The organism is Ruegeria sp. CDSA034, from assembly GCF_059612275.1.
The window spans coordinates 1-14,775 of the sequence record NZ_JBXWQH010000001.1; the positions used below are offsets into that span (position 1 = coordinate 1).

General features: G+C 56.4%; 15 protein-coding genes and 2 tRNA genes. 8 read left to right on the forward strand and 9 right to left on the reverse strand.

Annotated elements, in window-relative coordinates; all coding sequences use genetic code 11:
- A tRNA-Asn gene (locus AC2FLJ_RS00005) sits at positions 1-75 on the reverse strand.
- A gap of 77 nt (positions 76-152) precedes the next feature.
- Complete coding sequence (locus AC2FLJ_RS00010; protein WP_496695635.1) at positions 153-1,067, reverse strand: MBL fold metallo-hydrolase; 915 nt, start codon at positions 1,065-1,067, stop codon at positions 153-155.
- A 44-nt stretch (positions 1,068-1,111) separates the two neighbouring features.
- Here AC2FLJ_RS00010 and AC2FLJ_RS00015 point away from each other — a divergent pair, with 44 nt between their 5' ends.
- The 3 genes from AC2FLJ_RS00015 (at position 1,112) to AC2FLJ_RS00025 (ending at position 3,231) form a co-directional block, all read left to right on the forward strand.
- The gene (locus tag AC2FLJ_RS00015) at positions 1,112-2,431 is read left to right on the forward strand and encodes an ATP-binding protein (RefSeq protein ID WP_496704138.1); all 1,320 of its coding nucleotides are present in this window, start codon (positions 1,112-1,114) and stop codon (positions 2,429-2,431) included.
- 113 nt (positions 2,432-2,544) lie between these two features.
- On the forward strand, positions 2,545-2,805 hold the full coding sequence (locus AC2FLJ_RS00020) for a hypothetical protein (protein WP_058271760.1): 261 nt from the start codon (positions 2,545-2,547) through the stop codon (positions 2,803-2,805).
- Positions 2,806-3,060: 255 nt separating this feature from the next.
- Positions 3,061-3,231: a hypothetical protein gene (locus tag AC2FLJ_RS00025; protein WP_496695631.1), complete on the forward strand. Its 171-nt coding sequence runs from the start codon at positions 3,061-3,063 to the stop codon at positions 3,229-3,231.
- 483 nt (positions 3,232-3,714) lie between these two features.
- Here AC2FLJ_RS00025 and AC2FLJ_RS00030 read toward each other — a convergent pair.
- Positions 3,715-3,791 (reverse strand) — tRNA-Ile (locus AC2FLJ_RS00030).
- A 107-nt stretch (positions 3,792-3,898) separates the two neighbouring features.
- On the opposite strand from AC2FLJ_RS00030, the gene purM reads away from it, so the two are divergent.
- From purM to rnd, 3 genes are all read left to right on the forward strand, one after another.
- The gene (gene purM / locus AC2FLJ_RS00035; protein WP_282118344.1) at positions 3,899-4,945 is read left to right on the forward strand and encodes a phosphoribosylformylglycinamidine cyclo-ligase; all 1,047 of its coding nucleotides are present in this window, start codon (positions 3,899-3,901) and stop codon (positions 4,943-4,945) included.
- Positions 4,942-5,538 (forward strand): phosphoribosylglycinamide formyltransferase, encoded by a 597-nt coding sequence (gene purN, locus AC2FLJ_RS00040; protein WP_282118345.1) that lies wholly within the window; start codon positions 4,942-4,944, stop codon positions 5,536-5,538. The genes purM and purN overlap by 4 nt, the downstream gene beginning before the upstream one ends.
- Before the next feature lie 116 nt (positions 5,539-5,654).
- Positions 5,655-6,812 carry a ribonuclease D gene (rnd, locus tag AC2FLJ_RS00045; protein ID WP_496704142.1) on the forward strand — a complete coding sequence of 386 codons (1,158 nt, stop codon included), beginning with the start codon at positions 5,655-5,657 and terminating at the stop codon, positions 6,810-6,812.
- 6 nt (positions 6,813-6,818) lie between these two features.
- On the opposite strand, the gene AC2FLJ_RS00050 is transcribed toward rnd, so the two are convergent.
- On the reverse strand, positions 6,819-7,343 hold the full coding sequence (locus AC2FLJ_RS00050) for a hypothetical protein (RefSeq protein ID WP_109311805.1): 525 nt from the start codon (positions 7,341-7,343) through the stop codon (positions 6,819-6,821).
- Positions 7,344-7,482: 139 nt separating this feature from the next.
- Here AC2FLJ_RS00050 and AC2FLJ_RS00055 point away from each other — a divergent pair, with 139 nt between their 5' ends.
- Entirely contained in the window at positions 7,483-7,893 is a 411-nt protein-coding gene (locus AC2FLJ_RS00055; protein WP_058278209.1) for a SufE family protein, read from the forward strand.
- Between the two features lie 3 nt (positions 7,894-7,896).
- Here AC2FLJ_RS00055 and AC2FLJ_RS00060 read toward each other — a convergent pair whose 3' ends face one another.
- From AC2FLJ_RS00060 to AC2FLJ_RS00070, 3 genes are all read right to left on the reverse strand, one after another.
- Complete coding sequence (locus tag AC2FLJ_RS00060) at positions 7,897-8,565, reverse strand: DUF1638 domain-containing protein (RefSeq protein WP_058278208.1); 669 nt, start codon at positions 8,563-8,565, stop codon at positions 7,897-7,899.
- A 75-nt stretch (positions 8,566-8,640) separates the two neighbouring features.
- Positions 8,641-9,675, reverse strand: coding sequence for a Hint domain-containing protein (locus AC2FLJ_RS00065; RefSeq protein WP_496704145.1), 1,035 nt, complete (start codon positions 9,673-9,675; stop codon positions 8,641-8,643).
- A 152-nt stretch (positions 9,676-9,827) separates the two neighbouring features.
- Positions 9,828-10,526: a corrinoid protein gene (locus AC2FLJ_RS00070; RefSeq protein WP_058271755.1), complete on the reverse strand. Its 699-nt coding sequence runs from the start codon at positions 10,524-10,526 to the stop codon at positions 9,828-9,830.
- 300 nt (positions 10,527-10,826) lie between these two features.
- Here AC2FLJ_RS00070 and AC2FLJ_RS00075 point away from each other — a divergent pair, with 300 nt between their 5' ends.
- Positions 10,827-11,891: a PA0069 family radical SAM protein gene (locus AC2FLJ_RS00075; protein ID WP_496704147.1), complete on the forward strand. Its 1,065-nt coding sequence runs from the start codon at positions 10,827-10,829 to the stop codon at positions 11,889-11,891.
- A 54-nt stretch (positions 11,892-11,945) separates the two neighbouring features.
- On the opposite strand, the gene gltA is transcribed toward AC2FLJ_RS00075, so the two are convergent.
- Together gltA and gltX are read right to left on the reverse strand one after the other, a co-directional pair.
- Positions 11,946-13,241 carry a citrate synthase gene (gene gltA, locus AC2FLJ_RS00080; RefSeq protein ID WP_109311809.1) on the reverse strand — a complete coding sequence of 432 codons (1,296 nt, stop codon included), beginning with the start codon at positions 13,239-13,241 and terminating at the stop codon, positions 11,946-11,948.
- A 121-nt stretch (positions 13,242-13,362) separates the two neighbouring features.
- Positions 13,363-14,763 carry a glutamate--tRNA ligase gene (gene gltX / locus AC2FLJ_RS00085; RefSeq protein WP_496695651.1) on the reverse strand — a complete coding sequence of 467 codons (1,401 nt, stop codon included), beginning with the start codon at positions 14,761-14,763 and terminating at the stop codon, positions 13,363-13,365.
- Positions 14,764-14,775 lie beyond the last annotated feature (12 nt).

The window sequence follows — 14,775 nt, forward strand, 5'->3', positions numbered from 1 at the left end:
TGGCTCCGGCGGTAGGGATCGAACCTACGACCAATTGATTAACAGTCAACTGCTCTACCGCTGAGCTACGCCGGAACTGAGGGGCGTATAACAACCCGTTTTTTGCCCGTCCAGAGGGGAACTGCATCAAACGGAAAAAAAGTTCTGCCTGTTCAGGCTGACCTTGAAAACATGGCATCGACTGAAAGTGCGTCGAAAGTGTAAACTTGTGATTTTCTATAAAGATCAACTAGATGTGCGAACACGTTGCGTTCAGCCGCGGGCAAAAGCGCGGCTGGCGTGCCGGTATAGACGCGCTCGGCCAGATATCGGGCGTTTCCGGGCTGCTCCTCCAGTGCCGCCAGTATCTGCGCCTCGCGGGACAGCCGGTGAGTGATCAGCCAATCCAACCGTTCAGAAGGGTTGGTGATCTCTGCACCGTGACCCGCGTGAAACACAGCCCAATCCCGCGCACGCAACTTGTGGCACGCCTGCATAAAGTCTGTCAGGTCCCCATCCGGTGGAGAAACCAGCGAGCTGGCCCATCCCATGACATGATCGGCAGTAAAGCAAACATCACCCCAGCCCAAAGCGATATGATTGCCCAAGTGACCAGGCGTATGGATGACCTCTAGCTGCCAGTCATCGCCCGCAATAACCTCACCATCTGCCACCTCGATATCCGGGCGGAACGCTGTGTCGATTCCTTCGCCACCTCCGGCCAGACCCTGCCGCGCCAGTTGCGCCATCACTTCGCTGCGTCCGGCCTGCGGTCCGCCAAAGGCCAGAATCGGCGCGCCGGTGCGTGTTGCCAATGGTGCAGCAAGCGGCGAGTGGTCCAGATGGCTGTGCGTGACGATGATATGGCTGATCCGCTGTCCGGGGCGCACCGCATCCAGAATCGCTTCAAGATGAGCATCGCTCAAAGGACCGGGATCAATGACCGCCAAATCACGTTCTCCCAAAAGGTACGTGTTCGTACCGCGATAGGTCATCGGGGACGGATTCGGTGCAAGTATCCGACGCAGGCCGGGCTGTAAGTCCATCGCCAGACCGGGGGGCGGGTTGAAATCGTCAGGCGCCTGCATTCTGAGCTCTTTCTCTTGGCGGATCAGCCCGTTAGGTTTAGCGCATGTTCAGTCGATGGCTCAAACAATATATGCCGCGCAGCCTGTATGCCCGGGCCGCACTAATTCTGGTTCTTCCAGTTGTCGTGCTGCTGTTGGTGGTGGGGATTGCCTTTTTGCAAAAGCATCTCGAAGACGTCACCGCGCAGATGACCAAGACCGCCACGCGCGAAGTGACGTTGGTGCTGGAAACCATGAAAAAGGCCGAGACCCAGCAGCAGGCTCTGGCAGCGATACGCCTGGATTTATCGGTTCTTAATATGAAAGCCCGTTTTGTTGACGGCGACGAAAACCTGATGACGGACGGGCGTCGATGGTACGATTTTATCGCACCACAGGTCGAATCCCATTTGCGTGCGGGGCTGCCCGATCTGGCCGCCGTCGCTTTGCCTTCGGGTGATGAAGCTCGGTTGTACCTTGAAACCGATCTGGGGCTGCTTCAGCTGACGATAGATCGCCGCCGCCTGTCGCCCACGGCGCCGCATCAGTTGATTGTGACCATGATGTTCTTTGCCGTTGTGATGACGACGATCTCATTCCTCTATATGCGCAATCAGCTGCGGCCTATTACCCGCCTTTCTGACGCTGCGCAGGCCTTTGGTCGGGGCAGGGTGGTGCCATACACGCCAGGGGGCGCAATTGAAGTGCGCGCTGCTGGCAGTGCGTTTCTGGAAATGAGGGCTAGAATCGAGCGACAGATGGAACAGCGTACTATGATGCTGTCGGGTGTAAGCCACGACCTGAGAACACCGCTGACGCGCCTGAAACTGGGGCTTTCCATGTTGCCCGAGGATGAGGCGGCACCGCTGAAACAGGACGTGGACGAAATGCAATTGCTGCTGGATGCGTTCCTTGATTTCTCACGTGGTGTCGCCGAGGGGCCAGCCGAGGCGATCGAACCCGCAGTGTTGTTGCGTCAGATCGTCGAAGACGCGCGACGGGCAGGTCATCAGGCTGAATTGGTCTCAGTCGAAGGTGACGGCACGGCGATGCTGCGCCCCATGGCCATGCGCCGCGCGGTCGAGAACCTGATTGGCAATGCGGTGCGATACGGCAACAGCGCCGAGGTCAGCTTGTCCCTGACGCCCAAAACCACGCGCATCCGGGTCGAAGATGACGGACCAGGCATTCCGGTAGAGCAGCGCACTGAGGCTGTAAAACCGTTCTCGCGTCTTGATCCTGCACGCAACCAGAATCAGGGCAGTGGCGTTGGTCTTGGGTTGGCGATTGTTGCGGATATTGCCCGCGCACATGGCGGTGTTCTGCGGCTTGGTAAAAGTGAAAGGCTGGGCGGTCTTTGCGCAGATATCATTGTTGGGCGATGATTTTGGTAGGACCGGAATTCATGATTTGTGTCGCAGCCACAAGCGGCGCGTAAGATTTTTCTTTGGTCTAAAGCACCGATCACCCCGTACAACCTTTAGAATGGGAGGAAGTCATGACCAATAGTTTCGACGTGAAATCATCGTGGGTATCGGTAATGGATGAAACGAAAAACCCACTAAAAAAATACTCTCTATCCACAGCACACATGCTGATGCAGATGTTGGCATGGATGTGGAGCGCAATCTTCTCGCTGATGGTTGGTAGCTATTTTGTTTTCGGTGTAACCGCATTGGGCCATTTGCTGCTGATCGGAGGGTTGTTTGTCACCTTGGCAGTTTTCCAAAAGGCTGAAGCGACAGATCCTGAAGCGTAAAGTTACCGCCCCATATTAGACCGAACGGCTTTACCCGGGGTTTTTTGGTCCAATTCTTGACCCGCTCCGTATCGCCTTCACTACCCCAACTGCCTCCCGCGTTGTTTGTAACGGTTTCCCTCCGAACAACGCGGGTTTTTTTGGGCGGGGACGAGTTCGTACCCTAGCGTCGAATGCTGTGTAACTCGCCCATTAGACTTGAGGCGCATTTCTATCGTAACGTTACAGAACGTCTTTTACGGCATAGGTTTAGGTATGGACAACACTGTATTGTATTTCTTGGTTGGTATATTTGTCGTCGGGCTCGTGACGCTTGGATATTACTCAAAAAGCAGTGGCGCATTGATCTCGATTGTCATCGTAGTTGGCGTATTGGGTGCGATGGTCGGGTACTTTGGTGGATACTTAGGTGAACCTCCAAAGTAGGAAGGGACTTCAATTGGAGGTTTGCCGGTGCGCTTTGGCTTTGAAAGCCTATTTCCATTTCGAAAACAGCACAAAAAAACCAGCTTCGCGGTCCGAGTGAGCGGAGGGGTCGCGAAGCCGGTCAATTTCCTCCTACTGGGTGCGGGTCGGAGGCTGGGATGCACATGTATGGGACGTGCAAGATCATAAAAACATGAATTTTCAAGTTTCACTAAATGGAAATGGGATAGCCAAAAACCCATTCGAATAGGTGATATATCCAAAAGTATAGTATGCGGATGTGTCATTTCTCTTGAATGTACCAAATGGCACTTCCGCTTGAGCGGGGACTCCGAACTCTAGGGGTTTGAATAAGGTTCAGAGTTACTGGGCAATCCTGCAGATTTAGAAGAATGCATCTTATGTTTGGGCAGGACAGTAGAAACACCATGCATCGCTGGTCTGGCAAGCATCTGAAACTGATAACAATGTACAAGTAGACGGTGGTAGGCCCGGCAGGACTTGAACCCGCAACCAAAGCGTTATGAGCGCTCTGCTCTAACCAATTGAGCTACAGGCCCGCCTGAGCGCTTTGAGTACCATGGTGAACGGCCGCGTCAAGCCTGACCGTTGCAACAAGTCGCACAATCGACTAACCCGCGCGGGAACCATTCATAAGGGGCTGGCCATGACCACGGGCAAGAACGGAATCACCTATGCCGATGCAGGCGTTGATATTGATGCGGGGAATGCCCTAGTCGACCGGATCAAGCCGGCCGCAAAACGAACCAACCGCTCGGGTGTGATGAGCGGGCTGGGCGGCTTTGGCGCTCTGTTCGATCTAAAGGATGCCGGATATCAGGACCCGATTCTGGTTGGGGCCACCGATGGGGTGGGCACCAAGCTGCGCATTGCCATTGATACCGGTGTTGTCGACGGTGTGGGCATCGACCTTGTGGCCATGTGCGTCAATGACCTGATCTGTCAGGGTGCTGAGCCGCTGTTTTTCCTGGATTACTTTGCGACCGGCAAACTGGATACCGACACAGCCGCGCGGATCATCGAAGGCATTGCTGAAGGCTGCGTCCAATCCGGATGCGCTTTGATCGGCGGTGAAACTGCTGAAATGCCCGGCATGTACCCGGATGGTGATTTCGATTTGGCCGGGTTCTCGGTCGGCGCGATGGAGCGTGGTGCGCATCTGCCGGCCGGCGTTCAGGACGGCGACGTGCTTTTGGGGCTGGCGTCGAACGGTGTGCATTCCAACGGCTACTCGCTGGTTCGGAAACTTGTCGAAATTTCGGGCCTGGACTGGGATGCAGCATCCCCGTTCAGCGACGGTTCTCTGGGTGAGGCGCTGCTGACCCCAACGCGTCTGTATGTGAAACCTGCGTTGCAGGCGATCCGGGCAGGGGGCGTTCATGCACTGGCTCATATCACTGGCGGTGGCCTGACCGAAAACCTGCCGCGCGTGTTGCCCGAGGGGTTGGGCGCCGAGATTGACCTGAATGCATGGGACTTGCCGCCTGTATTTCGCTGGATGGCGGAAACCGGTGGAATCGTCGAGGCCGAGATGCTGAAAACCTTCAACTGCGGCATTGGCATGATCGTCGCATGTGACGCGGATCGCGCGGATGATCTGGCGGGGTTACTGGCCGACGCGGGCGAAACGGTTGCGCGGATCGGCACTGTGACCGGGACAGCGGGCATGGCCTATTCGGGCACCCTGTTGTGAGCCACAAACGCGTCGCAATTCTGATCTCTGGTGGGGGGTCGAACATGGTGTCGCTGGTCGACAGCATGACCGGCGATCACCCTGCGCGGCCCAGCCTGGTTCTGTCCAATGATGCGAACGCGGGTGGGCTGACAAAGGCGGCAGAGCGTGGCATTCCAACCGCGTCGGTGGATCACAGACCGTTCAAGGGTGACCGCGCCGCGTTTGAGGCCGAGTTGCTGAAACCGCTGGAAGAGGCGCAACCCGATATCGTTTGCCTTGCAGGGTTCATGCGCGTTCTGACCGGTGATTTCGTTTCGCGCTTTCAGGGGCGGATGCTGAATATCCACCCTTCGCTTCTGCCGAAATACAAGGGTCTCAATACCCACGCGCGCGCTATTGAAGCCGGGGATGCCGAACATGGATGTTCGGTCCACGAAGTCACCGCAGCTTTGGATGACGGACCGATCCTTGGGCAGGCGCGGGTGAATATTGAACCGCGTGATACGCCCGAGGGATTGGCCGCCCGGGTGCTGGTGTGGGAACACAAACTCTACCCTACAGTGTTGCGCCGTTACGCCAGTGGGGATCGGACTCCGGTGTTGCTGCCCTGAACGTCTCAGGATGATTTACACCCGCGTCAAATTCATCCTATGGTCCGCAATACGGCTGGGTACGGAATGAAACTGATAATCGGCCGCACAGAACAAGAGCAAGAACAGCACCGCGCATGAAAACCCTGACGACGACGCAAGAGCTGGCCGATTTCTGCAAGGCCGCGGCGGAATATGACTATGTCACCGTAGATACCGAGTTTCTGCGCGAACGGACTTACTATTCAAAACTCTGTTTGGTGCAGCTTGCGGTTCCATCTGATGATGAAGGCAGTGCCGTTCTGGTGGACCCATTGGCCGATGGCCTGTCATTGGATCCGCTTTATGAGCTGTTTCGTGATGAAAGCGTGGTCAAAGTGTTTCACGCCGCGCGGCAGGATCTTGAGATTTTCTGGGTCGAGGCGTCCGTGTTCCCGCAACCTCTGTTCGACACCCAGGTCGCCGCGATGGTCTGCGGCTTTGGTGAGCAGGTGGGCTACGAGACTTTGGTGCGTAAAATCTGCAAGGAAGGCGTCGACAAAACCTCGCGTTTTACCGATTGGTCACGTCGGCCGCTGTCAGATGCGCAAAAGACCTATGCCTTGGCAGATGTCACGCATTTGCGGCAGATCTACGAATATCTGGCGTCCCAGTTGAACAAGTCGCAGCGCAGCCATTGGGTATCCGAAGAGTTGCGCACCCTGACGCAGCCCGGAACCTACGACATCCGTCCCGAAGATGCATGGAGGCGGGTAAAAACCCGGACGAATTCGGCCAAGTTCCTGGCCGTCGTGCGCGAATTGGCGCAGTTCCGCGAGGCCTATGCGCAGGAGAACAACGTCCCGCGCAGCCGTGTGTTCAAGGATGACGCCCTGATCGAGCTTGCCTCAACCAAGCCCAAATCTCCATCGGACCTTGGTGGTTCTCGCCTGCTGCTGCGCGAGGCGCGCAAAGGCGCGATTGCCGATGGTATTCTGGCGGCGGTGAAACGCGGGGTAAACTGCCCTGCCGATCAAATGCCGCGCGTCGATAACAGCCGTGACAAGCTAAAGATCAACCCGGCGCTTGCCGATCTGCTGCGCGTGTTGCTCAAGTCCAAAACCGAAAGCTCAGGCGTGGCGGCGAAGCTGATCGCAACAAGTTCCGAACTGGACCAATTGGCTGCGGGCGAGCGCAAGCTGCCTTCAATGTCAGGCTGGCGATTTGAGGTGTTTGGCGAAGATGCCCTGAAACTGTGTGACGGCAAGATCGCTCTGGCCGCCAAGGGGCAATCCGTACAAGTCGTGTCGCTTTAGCGACCGTTAGCGCCGCCGGGATTCCAATGTGTTCTGTTCGCCGCGAACGCGAACCAGACGGATGTTTCGCAGCTCGGCTCGGCCAACCGTAGTGGCATCATTGACCTCACGCGATCTTTCGGAGCCCAGATTGGTTGCGTAGCTTGGGTAGCTGACTTCGAACGTGTATTCCAGAATGCCGTTCTTTTCGTTCTCTTCGCTTTCCACGCGTACAAGGCGCGCATTGTAAGCCCCCTGTCTTGAGGCGGTACCTTTGACATAGATGATTGCCCCAGTTGGTGTGGGGTCGATGCGTAGCTCATCTACCTTGGTTATGGCAAAGCCGATCACTTCCTTCTCAGGTCGCGAAAACAGGCCCGGGCCGTCACGCCCTTCGGGCACCAGAGCATCGGCTTCGTTTACGGATACTTCAGTAGGGGCAGGTGTACTGGACCCGAACCAATTGGTCGGATTCACGCGCGACTCGCTCCAGCCGCTGCAGGCCGCCAGTGCCAGAGTGCTGACCAATAGAAGAGGTGTTGATTTTTTCATGGTCCCAAAGCCCAGAGAAGTATTTTCAGCAATGGGTTATCGTAAATTCCAAAGATTGAAAACCCACACCGGGGCTGGACAGGTGCCCAACAGAGGCATAGGTCACAAATGTGATCGCAACAAAAAGGACCGCTGCGAAATGGCAACGCCCGCCTTTGAGGAAATCGTCGAGGATTTTGAGTTTCTGGATGACTGGGAAGACCGGTATCGCCACGTCATCGATCAGGGCAAGGCGATGGAGCCGCTGGATGACGCGCTCAAAGTGCCGGCCACCAAGGTGCATGGCTGCGCCAGTCAGGTGTGGTTACATCCCGTAATCGACGGCGGTGTTTTCCGGTTCGACGGCGACAGCGACGCGCTGATCGTGCGCGGGCTGATTGCGGTGCTTCGGTCTTTGTATAATGGCTTGCCTGTTGGCGAAGTTCCAAAGGTCGACGCGGGCGGTGAGTTGGCGCGCCTTGGCCTGAATGATCACCTGTCCGCACAGCGGTCAAATGGTTTGCGGTCAATGATTGAGCGTATCCGCGAAGTCGCGCAAGAGAACGCCTGACGTTCAGGCCGTCGGCTTGCGGGTGGCCCACTCGGTCAGAGTTGTCTCAAGATCGCCATAGCCGGTGAAGCGTCGTTCAAACGTCAAGCCCATGCGTTCGGCGCATTCCTGTGCGCGGGCCGTCAGGTCCGGGTCGTCTGTTTGGGCTTGATAGACAAGCTTGGTATAGTTCCCGAAATACATGTCCCGCAACTGGGGGTGACGATCTAGGCCCAGCGGTTTCCACACAAAGGCGTCAAACTGACGGGCCAGAAAATCTGTCAGATAAAAGGCCGTCGTTTCATCATCGCCATGGTCTTCAAAGGCTTGATTTCCTTCGAAAAAGGAATAGCAGTGCGGGCCCTTAATCATCTCAATGCCCATCTCTTCGCAAGCCTTCTGCAACAACCCTCCGGTGCCACAGTCGGCATAGACGACGAAGATCTGATCAAAGTTACCGCGGTGCTTGGCAACAGCTTCTTCGACAGCCTGCGTAATCCGTTCGGGGTGGACGTGCAGTATGGCGGGCAGGCAAGTCAGGGTCATATGATCCCAGCCGTTGCGCTTTTTCAGATGCAGGATTTCGCGCGCCAGCGCACCGCATGCCAATAGCAGTATGCCGCCTTGCCGAGTGTCTTCGGTATAGCCTTTTGTCGTCAGGCTTGCGTCATCCGGTGTGGTGTTCTGCTGCATCGTCAATTCCCTGAAGGATTGCAGCATCAAAGAATGAATGCCGGATTAAGGCAAGCCCGCTTCCGACATCCCGTGTCAGGCCACCGACGCACGCGTTTCAAAAGACTGAAGCGATGGGCGGGCAGGGGGGCCATAGGCGGTGATCCCGTGACTGGTGAGTTCCGGAAATAGCGACAGGATCTCTTGCCGTGTTTCATGCTCAAAACTGTTCCACGCCTGGATTCCGGGGTGAAAGCTCTCGCTCAGGCACCCTTCGCCCCAGATCAGTTCGTGCTGATCGAACATTAGGTGATAATAGGTCACAAGACCGCCGGGCTTCATCACGATATCGCGGCCATTCTCCAAATGCTTGGCAGGCACCAGCGCCTCAGCGTGGCCCGTATGCAGCTCGACCCGCCAGTCGCTGATCAGCATCCTGTGCTGTTGCGAGACCAAGAGATCGCGATCATTGCCAAGCGCACCCGCCCTGATCAGCACAGGCGTGAACACGCCTGCGGCACGCGCGGTCTGAGAGCCAATCCAACGCAGTGTTTGCAGCCCATGATCCAGCGTCGGAATTTTGTCACCCACGCGCAAATTTTCGACCTCGACCAAACCACGTTCCGTTTTGATCAGAGTGCCGGTTGCGAAACATCTGACGATGTCCCAGGATTCACGGTCAGCGTTCAAACCCGTAGTTGTGGCGGTGTTTATACTGTTGAGCGTTAGTGACCTGATGCCCGCAAATTCCAATGCGGCCTGATCGCTGTTGGCTGAGAATTCTGGAACCAGAAAAGTGTTCCCGAGCGTGTCTTGCGCGATGACTGCCGTTATGTCTGCCGTTGTGCCGTCGACATACGTAATTGTCGCATTGTAGGCGACAGCTGCATCGAAAGTGGTCGCAGCGCCATCAATTGCAAAAAAATCCACGTCAGAGTTGGCGTTGTTTTCGTAGGTTCCACCAGGGTTTCCTACCGGTGTCCAAACGACAGCGTCGTCAAGTAATGGATCACCCGGACCACCAAAAGTTTGTCCAACCAAAGCGCCCGCGTTTTCAGCAGTGTTGTTACCCTCAGTCGGGTCGATGATTGCAAGATTACCAAGAAAAATAGCATTGAATGTCGTCGGCATTCCGTACCCCAAAAACTCTTTAACCAAACCCGCGTAACAAACTGGGCCTTAACTACAGGCTTAATTTGTCCAAATTTCCATGAGTAGCAAGCCCAAAAACGAAAAAAGCCGCCCTTTAAAGGGCGGCCTTGATCATTTCCCTGTGAGCAGGATCAGCCGGCAAGCTGGTTGTGCTTGCGCGAAACAAAGTCTTTGGCCGTTTCCACCGCCACAGCGGCGTCACGGCAATAGGCGTCTGCGCCGATGGCCTTGCCGAATTCCTCGTTCAGAGGGGCACCGCCAACCAGTACGATGTAATCTTCACGCCGTCCCTGTTCGATCAGCGTGTCGATGACCACTTTCATGTAGGGCATCGTAGTGGTCAGCAAGGCAGACATGCCCAGAATGTCAGGCTGTTCGGAATCCAGGGCTTCCAGGTAGTTTTCGACCGGGTTGTTGATGCCGATATCGACAACTTCGAAACCAGCGCCTTCCATCATCATCGACACCAGGTTCTTGCCGATGTCGTGGATGTCGCCTTTAACGGTCCCGATCACCATCTTGCCAACGCGCGGCGCGCCGGTTTCGGCCAGCAGTGGTTTAAGGATCGTCATGCCACCTTTCATCGCGTTAGCGGCCAGCAAAACTTCGGGAACGAACAGGATGCCGTCCCGGAAATCGTGGCCCACGATGGTCATGCCACCGACCAGAGCTTTGGTCAGGATGTCATATGGTGTCCATCCGCGTTCAAGCAGGATGTTCACACCTTCTTCGATCTCTTCTTTCAGGCCGTCATAAAGATCGTCGAACATCTGTTCGACAAGTTCGTCGTCGTTGAGTTCGGACAGGACGATGTCTTCTTCATCGGACATGGGGCATTTCCCTGTGCTGGGCGGGCCATCGGCCCGTGGTGGCATTTTTTCCGTTTTGGCCATTTCGTCGCAGTTAGACTGTTACGATTGCGACCTTGGCGGTTCCGGGACCGACCTATACGTCAAATTGTTTGCGATCACGATGGAATTATCTGCAACAACATCCTGCATTCTGTTCACAAACGGGGAAAAACCAGGCGCCCGAGATCGGGGGCTAAAAGGGCGGTTCGCGCAGTTTTCCTTGTCGCATGGCGATACAGGGTTTATTGATTCCCGAATGAGAACGTAACAGGAACAAATATGCCTGCACTCAACATAAAGGCCCGCGGCGTGGCCAGCAATGAATCAGGCAGATTCGAACGCTTTGCGACCGAAGCCTGCGATGACGGCTGGGAGATGGAAGAGGAGCTTCCGACGCTCAGAACTGAAGTCCGAGAAGAGGTAGCGCGCAGTGTGGTCACCTACAACCGATCGCCCGATCTGCCGTTCGACCGCTCGATTAACCCGTATCGCGGGTGCGAGCATGGGTGCGTGTACTGTTTTGCCCGTCCGACCCATGCCTATCTAGGGTTGTCGCCGGGATTGGATTTTGAAACCCGGTTGATCGCCCGGCCAAACGCGGCCGAGGTTCTGAGGAAAGAACTGTCCTCGGCCCGGTACAAAGTAGCGACCATTGCGATGGGAACGAGTACCGACCCGTATCAACCGATCGAGAAACAGCACAAGATAACGCGGGCTTGCCTTCAGGTCTTGCGAGAGTTCCAGCATCCTGTCGCGATCGTGACCAAAGGCGCGATGATCGAACGGGACTTGGATATCCTTACCCCTATGGCGCAACTTGGATTGGTTCGGGTCGGCATTTCGTTGACAACTTTGGACCCAGGCTTGTCTCGACGTATGGAACCACGCGCGCCATCCCCTGTAAGACGGCTGGCGACGATCCGACGGTTGACCGATGCAGGTGTGCCGGTGCGCGTCATGACATCGCCTTTGATACCGGGTCTGACGGATCACGAATTGGAATCCATGCTGGAAGCCGGGCGAGACGCGGGCGCTGATTCCGCAACCTGGATCATGCTGCGCCTTCCGCGCGAAGTCTCTGAGCTGTGGCAATCCTGGCTGCATCAGCATGAGCCGGCGCGAGCTGAAAAGGTCATGTCCAAACTGCGCGAAATGCACGGCGGTCGTGACTACGACCCGCGTTGGGGGCACCGCATGCGGGGGGAAGGTGAGTATGCCGGGCTGGTGGCCAAGCGCTTCAACCTCGCGGTCAAACGTTTGGGGTTGGCCACAAGAACGCCGCCGCTCCGATGCGATCTGTTTTCCAGGCCCGCGCAGGCAGGGGACCAATTGACCCTTTTCTAAAACGAAAAACGCCCCGGACACGGGTCCGAGGCGTTTCGAAATTGTAACCGGCAATCAGCGGTTTTCGATGTCCACATAATCGCGGGTCGTTTCGCCCAGATATAGCTGACGCGGACGACCGATTTTGTTCTGTGGATCTGCGATCATCTCTTTCCATTGGCTGACCCAGCCAACGGTGCGCGACAGCGCGAAGATCGGCGTGAACATTGAGGTGGGGAAACCCATCGCCTCGAGGATGATGCCCGAGTAGAAGTCCACGTTCGGGAACAGTTTTTTCTCGGCGAAATACGGATCTTCCAGCGCCTGCTTTTCTAGTGCCTTGGCAACCTGCAGCTTCGGATTGTTCTCGACGCCAAGCAGTTCAAGCACTTCGTCGGCTGATTGCTTCATCACAGTCGCGCGCGGGTCGAAGTTCTTGTAGACGCGGTGGCCAAAGCCCATCAGGCGGAACGGGTCGTTTTTGTCCTTGGCACGGTCGATGTATTCCGGAATACGATCGACGGAACCGATCTCCTCCAACATCTCCAAACACGCCTGGTTTGCGCCACCATGGGCAGGGCCCCAAAGGCAGGCCACGCCCGCCGCGATACATGCGAACGGGTTGGCGCCCGACGAAGATGCCAGACGCACGGTCGAGGTAGACGCGTTTTGTTCGTGATCCGCGTGCAAAGTCAGGATCCGGTCCATCGCACGGCTGAGGATCGGGTTTACCTCATATTCTTCGGCGGGAACCGCAAAGCACATGCGCAGGAAGTTGGACGCGTAGTCCAGATCGTTGCGCGGATAAACGAAGGGCTGGCCGATGTGATACTTATAGGCCCATGCGGCGATTGTCGGCATCTTGGCGATCAGACGGTGCGAGGCGACCTCGCGCTGATGCGGATCAGATACGTCGGTTGAGTCGTGATAGAACGCCGACATTGCGCCAACGACACCCACCATAATCGCCATCGGATGCGCATCCCGACGGAAGCCGCGATAGAAGTACTGCATCTGTTCGTGCAGCATGGTGTGGCGCGTGATGGTGGTTTCGAACTGCTCTAGATCTTTGGCTTGCGGCAGCTCTCCGTACAGCAGCAGATAGCAAACTTCTAGGAAATGCGATTTTCCGGCCAGCTGGTCGATCGGATAGCCACGGTGCAGCAGCTCGCCTTTTTCGCCGTCAATATAAGTAATGGTGCTGTCACAGCTTGCGGTCGACGTAAAACCGGGGTCGTAGGTGAACACTCCGGCATCGCTGTACAGTTTACGGATGTCGATGACGTCAGGTCCAGCGGTCGGAGAATGAACCGGCAACTCGTACGTTTCACCATGGACTGTCAGAGTGGCTGTTTTATTGCTGTCGGTCATAGTGTCCCTTCCTCATTCTTACGCATGTCGAATCGCTGTCCGACCTTGCGGGCAACGGCTGCGCGCGGGCGCGCAGTCCGGGTGTTAGCGGAGCAGCGTTACCCAAATATGAAGATTGGGTTTACGTCGCTGCGTCAGAAAGCCGGGCCAGGGTTTCTTCCTTCCCCAGCACAAGCATCATGTCAAAAACTGAAGGCGTCACTGCCCGACCTGCCAACACCGCCCGCAACGGGCCCGCCAGTTTGCCGAACTTAACCTCTTTCGCTTCTGCAAACGAATTTAGGGTTTGCTCCAGTTCGTTTCGCGTCCAGCTAGCATTTTGCACGTGCGGCGTCAATTCACTCAGTATACCATCGGATACTGAGGCCAGCGCTTTTGCAGCCTTTTCATCGGGGTCAATTGGCCGAGATGTCAACACAAAGTGAGCTTTTTCAAGAAGTTCCGGGAACATCCGCGCGCGATCCTTGAGGCAATACATCGCACGTTCCAGATCACCGGATTGTGTTTCCGTGAGGTTAGGTAAATTTGCCGCTGCCAGATAGGCTTCGATCTCTTGCCGCAATGCAGCATCATCCGCGATGGCGATATGCTGCCCGCACAGATTTTCCAGTTTTTTCAGGTCGAAACGGGCAGGGCTTTTGCCGATTCCGTCAAGATCGAACCACTCTTTGGCCTGCGCGTCCGTAAAGAATTCATCATCGCCGTGGCTCCAACCCAGACGCGCCAAATAGTTGCGCATACCTGCGGCTGGATAGCCCATGGCCTGATATTCCTGCGCGCCCAAAGCACCGTGGCGCTTGGACAGCTTTTTACCATCCGGCCCGTGGATCAGAGGGATATGCGCCCAGACCGGGACGTCCCAGCCCATCGCCTCATAGATCATCATCTGCCGCGCGGCGTTGTTCAGGTGGTCGTCGCCACGGATTACATGGGTCACGCCCATGTCGTGATCGTCGACCACAACTGCAAGCATGTAGACCGGAGTGCCGTCCGACCGCAGCAGGATCATGTCGTCCAACTGATCGTTGCGAATGGTCACGTCACCCTGAACCTGATCGCGGATTACCGTTGTACCGTCCTGAGGCGCCTTGATGCGGATCGCAAACGGAGCGTCCGGATGGGAGGACGCTTCTGCATCGCGCCAAGGGCTGCGGAACAGGGTCGATTTCCCCTCGGCCCGCGCTTGTTCGCGGAAGGCCGAGATCTCTTCCTGCGTTGAAAAGCACTTGTACGCCTTGCCCTCAACCAGCAACTGATGCGCCACCTCGGCGTGACGTTCGGCACCCTCGAATTGACTGATTACATCGCCGTCGTGATCAAGGCCCAGCCACTCCATCCCTTGCAGGATCGCAGCCGTTGCTTCTGGGGTAGAACGCTCGCGGTCGGTGTCTTCGATCCGCAACAGGAACTTGCCGCCGCGGCCGCGGGCATAAAGCCAATTGAACAGCGCCGTACGGGCCCCGCCGATATGCAGGAAACCGGTTGGGGACGGGGCGAAACGAGTGACGACCTGATCGGACATTGTGTGGATTAA